Below are 13,508 nucleotides of genomic sequence, written 5' to 3' on the forward strand. Positions count from 1 at the left end.
ATGAGGGCGGCAATGGATATGGCGGTAAAAAACTTCGTCCCGAATGAGGACAATACGCGGCTGTTGCGTGATGCCTACGGGCGGTTTGCCACGGGCGTGACCATCGTGACAACGATGACGGAGCGCGGTCCGATTGCGATCACTGCGAATAGTTTCTCGTCACTGTCGCTCGACCCGCCACTGGTGCTTTGGGCACCGGATCGCAAGTCGCGCAGGTTCGTGCATTTCGAAGCCGCGCAACGGTTCGCGATTCACGTCCTTGCGGATACGCAGCGCGAAATCTGTTGGCGCATTGCGAAGGATGGCTTTGGCTTGTCCGACAGTGATTTTGTGATGAGTGACGTCGGTGTTCCGTTGCTAACAGACTGTCTTGCCTGTTTTCATTGCGAGCAACACTCCGTGTTTGACGGCGGTGATCATGCGATCGTCGTTGGTGAAGTGAAGCACGCAAGTTTCGACGATAGCCGCCATGCCCTTGGATTTTTTGGCGGCCAGATGGGGACGTTTGTTCCGCAATCTTAAAACGCACATGTCGATGCGGCACCTTGAGGAGGGGGTTCGTGCCGACACATACTAGACCAGCCTATTTCTTTAGAGGAGGAAACAAGATGGGCACTATCAATTTCACGAAAGCGGCGGCACTCGCCAGCACGATCCTTGCAGGGGCCACCGCGGCCTCCGCAGATGAGATCACGTTCCTGTGCTACCAAGATGGCACCGAATGCGACGTCATCGGCGAGATGATCCCAGGGTTCACAGCTGCCACGGGCCACACGGTCAAGATGGACACAGTCGGTTACGACGTCATCCGCGATCAGCTTGAGAACCAGTTGCAAACGGATGCGGCACCTGATGTGGCGCGGATCACCAACCTTGGCGGTCTGAACAAATACTATCTCGACCTTAGCCCCTATGTGGATGTCGACGCTTGGGAAGCTGATTACGGTGCGACCCTGCCATGGTTCCGCGCGCCAGGTGGCGAGGATAAAGGCATCTATGGTTGGATGTCGCAGCTTACTGTGACGGGCCCATATGTGAACGTGTCCTTGTTTGATGACGCGGGCGTCGAGATGCCCGGTGAAGGCGCGACATGGGACGATTGGGCAGCGGCCCTCATGGAAGTCAAAGAGGCCACAGGTATTACCGCGGGTCTCGCTATGGACCGCACGGCGCACCGTATTGCGGGGCCAGCGTTCTCCTATGGCGCGAAATTCTTTGACGACGATGGTCAGCCGATCCTCGTAGATGAAGGCTTCAAGAAATTCGCAGAGAAATTTGTCGAGTGGCACAAGTCTGGCCTGATGCCGGAAGAGGGTTGGCCCGCAGGGTCCGGAACAAGCTACAGCAACGCCGCGCCGTTGTTCCAATCGGGCACTGTTGCGATGCACATGTCCGGCTCTTGGATGATCAACAACTACGCGGAGAATATCACCGACTTTGACTGGAAAGCGGTTCCTGCGCCTTGTGGCGAAGGTGGTTGTGGCGCAATGCCAGGTGGCGCGGGTATCGCGGCATTCAAGTCAACCGAGCATCCTGAAGCAGCGGCGGCCTTTGTCGACTACCTTGCTCAACTGGGTAACGCGGCAACATTTGCGGCCAAGACCAACAACATCTCCGCAAACGCAACGTTGCAAGCAACGGGCGTCGATTATGTGAATGCGTCTCCTGCGGTCGCAAACGCACTGTCTGTCTTCGCGGCCAACGCGATCAAAGCGGCAGAGACGACACCTCAGGCTTACACCTTCCAAGGCTACGCCAAGAACTTCGTCATCTACGGTGTTGTGCCTGATTACCTGACACGGGCAATTACGGGTGAGATGACACTTGAAGAAGCCTATGCAGCCATCGACGCGGATGTTGCCGCGAAGATCGCAGAATAAACAGAAGCATGCGGTCGGGGAGGGACAGCTATGCGTGACGCATTTGCGGCAGCGTTTTCAGGATCGTCCTGGCCGCTTGCTCTGTTAATTTACATGCTGATCGGGTGGGCGATCCTTCGCCCGTCCGGCTCGTTCTGGACACGATTTTGCACGGTGATCGGTTGGCCGCTGGAGATGGTTCAGCGGCTCGCAGGGGCGACGGGTCTACCGTATCTCTTCTTGTTGCCGAACATGTTGATCTTCGGGCTTTTCACTTTTGCGCCTTTGTTTATCAATATCGGATTTTCCGTCACCGACGGCCAATCTATTCAATTCGAAGAGCGCACCTTTGCGGGGACCGATAACCTGTCGCGGCTCCTGTCGGAGACGCAGATCGACACGGGCGCCGAGAACCGCGAAGACGACAAATTCAAAGCGGCAGTTTACGACACGGCGATCTTTGTGATCCTGCAAGTGCCCGTGATGATCGTTGTGGCTTTGATGACGGCCCTTGCACTCAATCGCAAAATCATTGGCCGCGCCTTTTGGCGCGCGGTGTTTTTCTATCCCGTCATGCTCTCGCCGGTCGTGGTTGGATTCCTGTGGACATTGATCCTCAAACGGCAGGGGGCGCTTAGTCAGACGCTTATCAGTTGGGGGTGGATTTCGGAGCCGATCCAGTGGCTCACTGACCCGAGCTGGACCATGTTCTGGTCGGTGCTTGTCTACACATGGGCGCATCTCGGGTTTTACATGCTGATCCTTTTGGCGGGGCTGCAAGCCATTCCGCGCGATGTCTATGAGGCCGCCGAAATGGACGGCACGCCCGCGTGGCGACAACTCACTCGCATCACCATTCCGCTGCTCGCGCCGACGCTACTTGTGGTCACGGTGCTGTCGCTGATCAAGGCGGTGCAGGCGTTTGAGGAACTCTACGCAATGAACGTGCGGTGGATTTCGCTCGTCGCTTATATATTCGACACCTCGGGCCTGCGTGGCCAACCGACCACGCACGGGCTTGGCATTGCGGCGATGGCCTCGCTTCTGGTGGCGGTCGTTCTCATCTGCCTGTCCCTGCTACAGGTCTACCTCTCATCGAAAGCGAACAAGCCATGACCGGTATCATGACGTTTTTGACCCGCAAATCGGGCGGGCGCCGTGCCAACTGGCTCGATTATCTGACCTATGCCTATCTGGCCTTTGGGTTCTTGATGATCGTCGTGCCCGTGGCGTGGCTGTCCCTCAATTCGCTCAAGACGAAATCACAGCTTGAAAAGCAGGACCTCTCTTTGCTGCCAACGGTTTACGAACAGGTTGCGCGGGCGACGGTGTCGACGCCCGAGGGGCGGGAGATTTTCATCATCTCCGATCTGCCCGATTGGGTGCTGAACTGGAAAGAGTTGGATGCCGAGACGCAGGCGAGCCATGATGCCGCTGCCTTTATCGAGGATTACGAGGGGCTGACCTATTACGCATTGCGTGCCCATTTGGACCTCTTGCCCGTGCAAATGCGCGAGGTGATGGCGTCGCATGATCTTCCCGAATGGCTGTTGCGCTATACCACCATGTCAGCGGCGGCAAAGGCCGAGCATGATGTGGATGCGGTGCTTGCGGGGTTGGATGCCGAGGACGTGCGTGTGGTGTCGGAATTTCTGGGCCTGCCCCCCTATGAGCAGTCACGGTTCGTCGGGCAAATCCTCGTGACCGCGCCCGACCCCGAGACAGGCGAGGAAACCCAATTCGCGGTCTCGAACATCCGTCCGAATTCAGAGATTACACCCGCGCGTTATGTCGACAATCGCACCGATGCAGTGGTCAAACTCGCGACGGACACCCTGAGTGCGAAGCGGGTCTTGGCCCCCTCGTGGGGCAACTACACCGACCCGCTGACGGGCAAGGCGTTTGGCGTCAATGTCAACTTCGCCACCTGTTTCACCAACTCGATTTTGGTCACTGCGATTGCCACGATCCTGACGCTGTTGATCAACTCGATGGCGGCTTTTGCTCTGGCGAAATACAAGTTCCGCGGCCAGCTCGGGTTCTTCATTGTGATCCTCGCGACGTTGATGGTTCCTCCCACCATCACGCTCGTGGGGGTGTTTAAGGCGGTCCATGCCACGGGCCTGTCTGGGTCGATTTGGGGCGTCATCATTCCCGGTGCTGCGACGCCAACGGGCGTGTTCCTCTTGCGCCAATATATGTTGTCGATCCCTGATGAGTTGTTGGAAGCAGCGCGGATGGATGCGGCCTCCGAGTGGAAAGTCTACTGGCGCATCATGCTGCCTTTGACGCTGCCTGCGCTTGCCGCTTTGGGGATTTTGTCGGTGATCTGGCGGTGGAATGATTTGATCCTGCCGCTCGTTGCTATCGCCACCACCAAGGAAGCTTACACCATCCAGCTGTGCTTGTTGGAGTTCAGGGGTGAGCATCTGAGCCAAGAGCATTACCGCCTTGCCATGACGATGGTCAGCTTGATTCCTTCGACGTTGGTTTTCGTCTTCCTTCAGAAATACATCACCGCGGGTATCGCGAACACAGGATTGAAATAATGGCCGATCTTACCCTCAAAAACGTCAAGAAAAGCTATGGCCCGGTCGATGTCATTCACGGCATTGACCTTGAGATCAAGTCGGGTGAGTTTTGCGTGTTTGTTGGCCCGTCGGGCTGTGGCAAGTCGACTCTGCTGCGCATGATTTCAGGGCTTGAAGATATTACCTCGGGTGAGGTGTGCATTGACGGCGAGGTGGTCAATCACGTGCCAGCCGCGCAGCGTGGCCTTGCGATGGTGTTCCAAAGCTATGCACTTTATCCGCATATGTCCGTGCGCAAGAATCTCAGTTTCGGGTTGGAAAATCTCAACGTCCCGAAAACCGAGGTCAAAGAGCGCGTGGATGAGGCCGCGCGGATGTTGCAGATTGAGCCGCTTCTCGATCGTCGCCCGGGGCAGTTGTCGGGCGGGCAACGCCAACGTGTCGCCATCGGACGCGCCGTGGTGCGCGAGCCGAAGATTTTCCTGTTTGACGAGCCGCTCTCGAACCTCGATGCGGAGTTGCGTGTGGCCATGCGCCGCGAGATTGCGGCCCTGCATCAGCGTCTCGGCAACACGATGATTTATGTGACACACGATCAGGTCGAGGCCATGACGATGGCTGACAAAATCGCTGTGCTGCGGGCAGGGAAGGTAGAGCAATTCGGCACGCCGCTTGAGCTGTTCAACCATCCCGCCAATCGTTTTGTTGCGGGCTTTATCGGCTCGCCCGCGATGAATTTTGTGGATGTGATGGTTGACGAGGAAGGCACCTTGATGCTCGCAGACGGAGAGGTTATCTCGCGCGGTCACAGTCATTTGGCGGCCAAGGGCGGAGCCGCCTTCGAGCTTGGTGTGCGCCCTCGCGATTTGATTGTCGATCCAGAGGGGCCGTTGATGTTCCACGTTTCGGAGGTGGAGCAACTGGGCACGGAAAGCTATCTGTTCGGCGCGTTGCACACGGGGCAAACGCTGACCATTCATATGGCCGGTCAAACAGATGTGGTTGCGGGAGCCGAGATCCGTTTGCGCCTGAATGTCGACGCTATTCACCTGTTCGAAAAAGACAGTGGCCTGACGGTTCCTGTATTCCAAAAGTGAGCCCATACATGACTGTTTCTCGTGCGCGCGCCCTTGGGCCGGGCCTCCTTATTGTTGCGCTCGTGGCAATGGCCGCGCAGTTTGTCGCAGACCATTACGGTGCGCCCGTGATGCTGATGGCGATCCTGTTTGGTATCCCGCTGCACTTTCTCATGTATGACGGGAAATGCGCAGAGGGCATTGATTTTGCAGCCAGACATATTTTGCGGTTTGGTGTGGCTCTCTTGGGGCTGCGCGTCAGTTTTGACATGGTGCAGGCGATTGGGTGGGCGCAGGTTGGCACAATCAGTTTGGGCGTCGCGGCTACGATTTTGCTCTCCGTCGTTCTTGCGCCACTGGTGGGTAAGGATCGCTTGTTCGGATTTCTGACGGGCGGTGCCGTGGCTATCTGCGGCGCCTCGGCAGCTATGGCGATTAACTCCATTTTGCCCAAGACCGAGGAAAGCGAGCGCAACCTGTCGTTCACGGTGATTTCTGTCACGGTTTTGTCGACGGTGGCGATGATTGTCTATCCTATCGTTGCCCAATTCCTCGGATTGTCTTCGCAGGCAACAGGCGTGTTTTTCGGCGGCACTATCCACGATGTGGCGCAGGTCGTCGGTGCGGGCTATTCGGTGTCCGAGGAGACGGGCGACGTGGCTACCGTGGTGAAACTCTTTCGCGTCACTTTGCTTGCGCCCGTGGTCTTTATCGGTGCGCTGATTTTGCGCCGTACAGCAACACAGTCCGAGGGTCGTCCACCTTTGTTGCCGCTGTTTGTGGTTGGTTTCTTGATCTTGGCGGCATTGAATTCCTATCACTTGGTCCCGTCGATTGTGACCGACGGAGCAGGTCGCGTGTCGCGAGTTGCGCTTGTGATTGCGGTGGCGGCGGTCGGGATGAAAACCTCTCTTGAAAAGTTGAGATACGTTGGCCGTGAAGCCATTTTCATGCTTGTGGCGCAGACGATATTCTTGGGGGTCTTCGTGCTCGTGACGCTGTCGGCATAGGTTTTATCGCAGACGTGGCGCGATTTGTGTTGCGTCTCAGTGCGACGGCTCCGATGTCGTGTCCGTCTCTAATGGGTTGTTTTTTTCTTCCGTCACCTGTCTACAATCGCGGATAGAGATAGGAGTGCGAAGACGTGTCGAAACCTAAAAACACCGACGAACACGCAGTTCAGGGCCTTATCTCGGGTGACCGTGTGGCGTTCGAAGCCGTCTATCGTCGACACAATGGCGCAATGGTCCGAGTCGCCTCGGCTATCCTGAACAATCGCGCCTCCGCCGAAGAAATAGCGCAGGACACATGGATGACCGTCCTGCGCAAAATCGACAGCTTCGAGGGGCGCTCCTCGCTTGCGGGATGGATTTTCACCATCCTCACCAACAAGGCAAAGACCCGCGTAAAGCGCGACGGGCGCAGTGTGTCACTGGATACCTCTGATGGCGATGATACCTTCGACGATGCTTTTGACGGCCGTGGCCGGTGGAAAGATGCGCCCGAACTTTGGGACGAGATAACACCAGACAGGATCGTGAATGGTCGCCAGATTCTGAGCCATGTGGGCGAGGCGATCGACGCGCTTCCGCCCGCACAACGCGCGGTTCTGATCCTGCGCGGCCAGCAGGAACTGGAGGCGAAAGAGGTGTGCGACATTCTCGGACTGACCGAGGCCAACCTCCGTGTCATGCTGCATCGGGCCCGTTTTAGCCTTCGACAAGCCATTGATAATATTGAACGATGATAGAAATCGAAAAAACTTTGTAACGAATACGATCCTGAGCGGTCTTATCTATGTGAAACACGGAAAAGGAAAAACATCATGCTACGCTGCCGCGACATTGCCCATGAGGCCGACGCTTATCTCGATGGAGAGTTAAGCAGTTTGATGAGGCTGCGGGTTCGCCTGCACCTTTCGATGTGTCATGGCTGTTCTGCCTTTATGGAGCAGATGCGTACCACGCGTCGGCTCGTTAAAGCAGAAGCGCAGGCGTCTGACAGCGATGACGCCAAGATTGACGATATCCTTTCCGCGTTTCACACGAAAAAATAGTCAGGAAGACATGACGTCCTCTGCGACTTTTGTGAAAGGATAAGAAAATGACAAATCTCAAGAATGGCGTCGTAGCCGGTTTTATCGGAACAGTTGTGTTGTCGGCGATGATGGTTGTGAAAGCGATGATGGGCGTCATGCCCGAACTCGACGTCGCCGCAATGATTGCAATGATGATGGGCACGCCCGTTATCGTCGGTTGGATCATCCACTTTATGATTGGCTCGCTTGCATGGGGCGGTGGATTTGCCCTGTTTTACGATATGATCCCAGGCAATAGTGCCATTGCCAAGGGTACCGTTTTTGGCGTGGCTGCATGGCTCGGCATGATGATCATGGTGATGCCGATGGCGGGTGCCGGATTGTTTGGCATGAAGATGGGCATGATGGCGCCGATGATGACCCTCGTGCTGCACATCATCTTTGGAGCTGTGATGGGCGCAGTCTACCAAAGCCGTTCCACGCCAGCCTTGGCTCAATAACGTCTGCGCCGATGGCGCTGTTTCAAAGTGGTTATCTTGCGTCGACAAGCACCGATGCAAGATAACGGATGGCCGCTGAGAATGATCGTGTTCGAACGCAATTTGAAGCGGTTCTGCTTTTAGGCCGATTTTGCGGCTTGGCTGCAATCTCCTGAACCGTCTTGTCACCGCGCAGCGACCCAAGCGCTGGAGCAACATTCATCTCTCTGAAAAGCTCCGGTGTTTCGTTGTTCTTCTATCCATTTGTTCAGGTTTGATACGCCGAGGCGCATTGGTAATGTAATCTTCTATTGCGTCCTTGCGGCGTGACTGACACGCTTGGAGCAGGAGGTCTCTATGGCGAACATTTCCACAAAAATGGGCGGAGAGCTCAAGCCCGGCTTTGATGACGCGGCATGGGTGGATGTGCTTGACGCGGTGGACAAAACATATGCCGAGCTGGTTGATTATCAGGAGCAGCTAGAGGCCCAGAACGCGGAACTGTCCAGCCTGCGCACCTTCCTCGGGTCGATTATGGCGTCAATCTCGGACTATCTCGTGGTCACGGACAAGGACGGATTTATCGCCGATTTAAGCCAATCTTTTTGCTCTGCGATTGGAGAAGAAAAGAGTGCATTGATCGGACGGCCAATGGGGGCCTTTTTTGAAGGCGCAATGCGCGACCGTATGGGCATGGCGATGTCCGAAGTTGTGCGGGACAAAGAGGAAAAGACGTTCGAGGTTGATCTGGAAACACCGGGAGGGGCTAGTCCGGTTGATTTTCGCGTTGCGCCGCGTTTGGATCGCCGCAAACGTGTGAACGGGATTATCCTGACCGGGCGGCCTCTTGGCGAAGTGCGTCGCGCTTATCGCGAATTGGAGCAAAGCCTCGAAGAGCTCAAGCAGGCTCAAACCCAACTGGTGCGGACCGAGAAACTGGCCTCTTTGGGGCGGTTGCTGGCCGGTGTGGCGCATGAGCTGAACAATCCCATCTCATTTGTTTATGCGAATACTCATAGTCTGCAAAAATACCTCGACCGGTTCGAAGCCTATTTTGAACAAGTTCAGGCAGGTGCAAGCCGTGAAGAACTTGTTGAGCTGCGCTCTCAACTGAAACTCGAACGGGATTTGAAAAATCTGCGTGTAGCCATTGAGGGTGCCCATGACGGGGCGGAGCGTGTGCGCGATATTGTTGAGGATTTGCGGCGACTGTCTGCCGATGGTTCCGGTGAAGTCGCACCGTTCGATTTGGCAGAAACCGCGCGGATCGGCGCGGAATGGGTCAAACGCGGCCAGAAAAGCCGGATGAAAATCTCGGTTGTGGGGGAAAGCCCCTGTATAGCCTTGGGCCGATTGGGGCACGTCCAACAAGTGATTATGAACCTTGTGCAAAATGCGGCTGACGCTATGCAAGACGTCGAAGAACCGGAAATACAGGTCAATCTCTCATATCATGAAGATTTTGCAGTGCTTCAGGTCTGCGACAACGGTCCTGGTGTGCCTGAAGACCTACGGGCCGCGATTTTTGATCCATTCTTTTCCACGAAAGAGGTCGGGCAGGGCACGGGGCTCGGCCTGTCTATTTCCCATAAAATCGCAGAGGAGCACGGCGGGTCTTTGACCTATCTGCCAGACGTGGCAGAGGGCGCCTGTTTCCGGCTGACCCTTAAACGGGGGGATAAGATTTGAACATTCTCTGGTTGCAATCGGCTGGCTGCGGGGGCTGCACAATGTCGCTTCTGTGTGCAGAAAGCCCGAATGTCTTAGATCTCTTTACGGCAGCGGGGCTCGAATTTCTTTGGCACCCGTCCTTTTCGGAGGCCAGTGGGGCGCAGGTGCAGCATTTGTTGGCGTCGATTGAGGCAGGAGAGCAGGAGCTTGATATTCTGTGCATTGAGGGCTCCATCGTCCACGGTCCCAAAGGAACAGGGCGCTATCATATGCTCGCAGGGACAGGACGTTCCATGCTTGACTGGGTGCAAAGTCTTGCGCCAAAGGCGAAACATGTGGTCGCGGTGGGAACCTGTGCCACATATGGCGGCGTGACCTCTGCAGGCGACAACCCCTCTGATGCTACGGGAGTGCAATATGAAGGTCGGCATAGTGGTGCCGCGTTGCCCTCTCATTTCCGGTCGCAATCGGGGTTGCCTGTTATCAATATCTCCGGTTGTCCGACCCACCCTGATTGGGTGACGGAAACTCTGATGCTATTGGCCTCTGATAGTCTTTGTGCTGATGATCTGGACAGTTTTGCCCGCCCCCGCTTCTATACGGATAATCTTGTGCATCACGCATGCACCAAAAACGAGTTTTACGAATACAAAGCGTCTGCCGAAGAATTGAGCCAAATGGGCTGTATGATGGAGCATCTCGGTTGTGTGGGCACGCAAGCTGTTGGTGATTGCAACATCAGGCTCTGGAATGGCGAAGGAAGCTGCACACGCGCAGGCTATCCCTGTATCAGTTGCACTGCGCCTGAGTTTGAAGAGCCAGGGCACGGGTTTACAGAGACCCCAAAATTTGCGGGTATTCCCGTTGGGTTGCCGACGGACATGCCAAAAGCGTGGTTCATGGCACTGGCCTCGCTATCGAAACGCGCAACGCCAGATCGGGTGGCCCAAAACGCCGCCGCGGATCGTATTGTCGTCCCACCCTCAGTGAAAAGCCGTAAGAATGACTGACTCGACCACTTTGCTTGTAGGCCCTTTTAATCGTGTGGAGGGAGATCTTGAAATCCGGTTGGAGGTGCGCGAGGGGCGTGTCTCTGCGGCCTATGCCAATTCGCCGCTGTTTCGAGGATTTGAAAGCATTTTGCAGGGCAAGGCTCCCATAGATGCGCTCACCATTACACCGCGTATTTGCGGTATATGTTCTATCAGTCAATCTATGGCGGCTGCGCAGGCTTTGGCGGATTTGGCCGGCAAAACTCCGTCGCCTGAAGGCGCGAAAGTGGCGCAGCTTTTGCATATGATTGAAAATGCCTCCGATCATTTGATGCATTTCAACATGTTTTTCATGCCGGATTTTGCTCGTGCAGAGTATGCAGATCGGCCTTGGTGGGATCAGGTGCTGATGCGGTTCACCGCAGCCAAGGGCTCCGCGCTCAAGCGGGCAGTCGAGGCGCGGGCTGGATTGATGCATGTTACTGGCCTGTTGGGAGGGAAGTGGCCCCATACTCTGGCCATTCAGCCTGGTGGTGTGACCCGTGCGCCTTCGGTTCGCGATAAAATCCGTATCAGTGCCGATCTTGCCGCGTTTCGTGCCTACCTTGAAGAGGTGGTGTTTGGAGGGCGATTGGAACAGTTCGTAGAATTGTCGACGATTACACAATTGTCTAGTTGGACAGGCGGTGACGTTGCGCTTTTCCTTTCGGTTTCAGACGATCTCGCACTTGAAACTCTAGGGCGCGGAGCGGAGCGCTATTTGTCGTTCGGGGCTTACCCGTGTCCGGATGGCCCGCTATTTAAGCGCGGAACGTTGATCGATGGTGCGGCAAGCCAATTGGAGCCGGAGCAGATTGTAGAAGAGATCACACATAGTTGGATGCTCGGACAGGATGCGCATCCGTCTCGGGGTATGACGCGTCCAGATGAAGACATGCGCGAAGATGCCTACAGTTGGTGCAAAGCGCCGCGTTTGGCCGGAGAGACTTTTGAAACAGGGGCTTTGGCGCGACAAGCGATTGACGGTCATCCGTTGGCTGTGGCGCTCGCAGCCGAAGGCTCTGTGCGGGCGCGGGTGATTGGGCGATTATTGGAATTGGCGCGTACCCAGATCGAGATGGAGCGACTTCTCGACTCTATTGACCCACGGGCGACGTTTATGCGTTACGTCAGAATGCCGAAGGACGGCGAAGGGGTAGGGATGGTTGAGGCCGCGCGCGGTGCCTTGGGCCATTGGGTGCGGGTCGAAGGGGGCGTGATAACGTCCTATCAGATCATTGCGCCGACAACGTGGAATTTCTCGCCGCGAGATGGACGGGGTGTGCCCGGACCAGTCGAGGCGGCCTTGGTCGGTGCCGAGGTGCGTGAAGGTGAGGAAACGCCGGTTTCTGTTCAGCATATTGTCCGATCTTTTGATCCGTGCATGGTCTGCACCGTCCACTAAGGCATCTTGAATAGTTTCCACGGGAAGCAGGAGTGAGAGTGTGACTCATAGTGCAGAGGTGACTTCTCAAGGCGTACATGGACTGGAAATCCGTGTGCGCGGACAGGTGCAAGGCGTAGGGTTTCGCCCCTTCGTTTGGCGACTTGCGCGTGACATGGGACTTTCGGGGGATGTGCGCAATGATAGCGAAGGGGTGCTAATCCGTATTGTCGGCGATGCGGCGGGGTTCGAGGATCGCATGCGGGCGCAGATGCCGCCGCTTGCACGCATTGATGCTGTTGAAACCCGTTCTCTTCAACTGGCGGACATACAATTCGAGGGTTTCGAGATCGTCGCCTCACAAAGTGGTGCAACGCATACCCGCGTGACGCCCGATGCCGCAACCTGCAACGCTTGTTTCCACGAGGTTTTTGACCCGCAAGAACGTCGTGCGGGGTATGCTTTTACGAATTGCACACATTGTGGCCCGCGGTTCACCATCGTTGAAAAGTTGCCTTATGATCGAAGCCGCACCACTATGGCCCCGTTCGAGATGTGTCCGGCCTGTCGGGCGGAATATGAAAACCCCGAAGATCGTCGCTTCCACGCGCAGCCCGTGGCCTGTGCCGATTGCGGTCCACGACTTTGGCTACATCCTGCCATGGAAGGTGACCCTGTCACCAATGCTGCACAGCTTTTGCGGGACGGAGAGATTGTCGCGGTGAAGGGGCTTGGGGGCTTTCATCTGGCGTGTGATGCCTGTGATGACGAAGCCGTGGCGAGGCTGCGCAGGCGCAAGCACCGTCCCGCGAAACCTTTTGCCTTGATGGGAACGCTGGAGATGATCCGGAAGTGGTGCGACGTGTCGGATGCGGAAGAAGCCCTGCTCAGAGATCCTGCCGCTCCCATTGTTCTTTTGTCAGCCCGACGTGTTTCAAAGGGGATTGCGCCCGGACAAAATACGTTGGGCTGGATGCTGCCCTATACGCCGCTACACCATCTGTTGATTGATGCTGTGGGCGGGCCATTGGTGATGACGTCCGGCAACCTGTCAGGAGAACCGCAGGTGATCGGGAATGAGGAAGCTCGCGAAAAACTGGCTGGGTTCGCAGATGCGTGCCTCTTTCATGACCGCAGAATTACCCGTCGTCTTGATGACTCTGTTGAGCGGATGACGCCGCATGGGGCGATGGTGCTGCGACGTGCGCGCGGGCGGGTGCCGGGAACTCTGCCTTTGCCGGAAGGCTTTGAACAAGCGCCACAGGTTGCGGCCTATGGTGGTCAGATGAAAGGCGCGATTTGTCTTTTGAAAGACGGGCAGATGCTCTTGGGTCATCATCTTGGCGACATGGATGATGCCTTGACCTACGAGGCATTCTTGCAGGCAGATAAGGACTATACCGCACTGTTCGATCACCAGCCGGAGGTGGTGGCTTGCG

13 protein-coding genes are annotated in these 13,508 nt (G+C 56.2%); all 13 read left to right on the forward strand.

The annotated features are described in order from the left end of the window. The first annotated feature begins 18 nt into the window (after positions 1-18). The gene (locus ACN0TS_RS16100; RefSeq protein ID WP_417260384.1) at positions 19-522 is read left to right on the forward strand and encodes a flavin reductase family protein; all 504 of its coding nucleotides are present in this window, start codon (positions 19-21) and stop codon (positions 520-522) included. 86 nt (positions 523-608) lie between these two features. After that, positions 609-1,880: an ABC transporter substrate-binding protein gene (locus tag ACN0TS_RS16105; RefSeq protein ID WP_417260385.1), complete on the forward strand. Its 1,272-nt coding sequence runs from the start codon at positions 609-611 to the stop codon at positions 1,878-1,880. 30 nt (positions 1,881-1,910) lie between these two features. After that, positions 1,911-2,975, forward strand: coding sequence for a carbohydrate ABC transporter permease (locus ACN0TS_RS16110; RefSeq protein ID WP_417260386.1), 1,065 nt, complete (start codon positions 1,911-1,913; stop codon positions 2,973-2,975). Beyond that, positions 2,972-4,408 (forward strand): carbohydrate ABC transporter permease, encoded by a 1,437-nt coding sequence (locus ACN0TS_RS16115; RefSeq protein ID WP_417260387.1) that lies wholly within the window; start codon positions 2,972-2,974, stop codon positions 4,406-4,408. Before ACN0TS_RS16110 ends, ACN0TS_RS16115 begins: the two co-directional genes overlap by 4 nt. Continuing rightward, positions 4,408-5,487 (forward strand): ABC transporter ATP-binding protein, encoded by a 1,080-nt coding sequence (locus ACN0TS_RS16120; RefSeq protein WP_417260388.1) that lies wholly within the window; start codon positions 4,408-4,410, stop codon positions 5,485-5,487. The genes ACN0TS_RS16115 and ACN0TS_RS16120 overlap by 1 nt, the downstream gene beginning before the upstream one ends. A gap of 8 nt (positions 5,488-5,495) precedes the next feature. Next, positions 5,496-6,476: a YeiH family protein gene (locus ACN0TS_RS16125; protein WP_417260389.1), complete on the forward strand. Its 981-nt coding sequence runs from the start codon at positions 5,496-5,498 to the stop codon at positions 6,474-6,476. Positions 6,477-6,610: 134 nt separating this feature from the next. Beyond that, positions 6,611-7,213 (forward strand): RNA polymerase sigma factor, encoded by a 603-nt coding sequence (locus ACN0TS_RS16130; protein ID WP_417260390.1) that lies wholly within the window; start codon positions 6,611-6,613, stop codon positions 7,211-7,213. Between the two features lie 78 nt (positions 7,214-7,291). Continuing rightward, positions 7,292-7,522, forward strand: a complete 231-nt coding sequence (locus ACN0TS_RS16135; protein WP_417260391.1) for an anti-sigma factor family protein — start codon at positions 7,292-7,294, stop codon at positions 7,520-7,522. A 47-nt stretch (positions 7,523-7,569) separates the two neighbouring features. Then, complete coding sequence (locus ACN0TS_RS16140; protein ID WP_417260392.1) at positions 7,570-8,004, forward strand: DUF6789 family protein; 435 nt, start codon at positions 7,570-7,572, stop codon at positions 8,002-8,004. 336 nt (positions 8,005-8,340) lie between these two features. Next, positions 8,341-9,672: an ATP-binding protein gene (locus ACN0TS_RS16145; protein ID WP_417260393.1), complete on the forward strand. Its 1,332-nt coding sequence runs from the start codon at positions 8,341-8,343 to the stop codon at positions 9,670-9,672. Beyond that, complete coding sequence (locus ACN0TS_RS16150) at positions 9,669-10,664, forward strand: HupU protein (protein ID WP_417260394.1); 996 nt, start codon at positions 9,669-9,671, stop codon at positions 10,662-10,664. The genes ACN0TS_RS16145 and ACN0TS_RS16150 overlap by 4 nt, the downstream gene beginning before the upstream one ends. Beyond that, complete coding sequence (locus ACN0TS_RS16155) at positions 10,657-12,090, forward strand: nickel-dependent hydrogenase large subunit (RefSeq protein ID WP_417260395.1); 1,434 nt, start codon at positions 10,657-10,659, stop codon at positions 12,088-12,090. The genes ACN0TS_RS16150 and ACN0TS_RS16155 overlap by 8 nt, the downstream gene beginning before the upstream one ends. A gap of 40 nt (positions 12,091-12,130) precedes the next feature. Then, positions 12,131-13,508: carbamoyltransferase HypF (gene hypF, locus ACN0TS_RS16160; protein ID WP_417260396.1), on the forward strand; the 1,378-nt coding region annotated here is incomplete at its 3' end.

This window comes from Celeribacter sp., from assembly GCF_048266405.1.
Classification (GTDB): domain Bacteria; phylum Pseudomonadota; class Alphaproteobacteria; order Rhodobacterales; family Rhodobacteraceae; genus Celeribacter.

Bases quoted from the DNA above. Each gene is read 5' to 3' on its own strand.
- ACN0TS_RS16100 (WP_417260384.1), top strand. From the start codon at position 19: ATGGCGGTAAAAAACTTCGTCCCGAATGAGGACAATACGCGGCTGTTG.
- ACN0TS_RS16105 (WP_417260385.1), top strand. From the start codon at position 609: ATGGGCACTATCAATTTCACGAAAGCGGCGGCACTCGCCAGCACGATC.
- ACN0TS_RS16110 (WP_417260386.1), top strand. From the start codon at position 1,911: ATGCGTGACGCATTTGCGGCAGCGTTTTCAGGATCGTCCTGGCCGCTT.
- ACN0TS_RS16115 (WP_417260387.1), top strand. From the start codon at position 2,972: ATGACCGGTATCATGACGTTTTTGACCCGCAAATCGGGCGGGCGCCGT.
- ACN0TS_RS16120 (WP_417260388.1), top strand. From the start codon at position 4,408: ATGGCCGATCTTACCCTCAAAAACGTCAAGAAAAGCTATGGCCCGGTC.
- ACN0TS_RS16125 (WP_417260389.1), top strand. From the start codon at position 5,496: ATGACTGTTTCTCGTGCGCGCGCCCTTGGGCCGGGCCTCCTTATTGTT.
- ACN0TS_RS16135 (WP_417260391.1), top strand. From the start codon at position 7,292: ATGCTACGCTGCCGCGACATTGCCCATGAGGCCGACGCTTATCTCGAT.
- ACN0TS_RS16140 (WP_417260392.1), top strand. From the start codon at position 7,570: ATGACAAATCTCAAGAATGGCGTCGTAGCCGGTTTTATCGGAACAGTT.
- ACN0TS_RS16145 (WP_417260393.1), top strand. From the start codon at position 8,341: ATGGCGAACATTTCCACAAAAATGGGCGGAGAGCTCAAGCCCGGCTTT.
- ACN0TS_RS16155 (WP_417260395.1), top strand. From the start codon at position 10,657: ATGACTGACTCGACCACTTTGCTTGTAGGCCCTTTTAATCGTGTGGAG.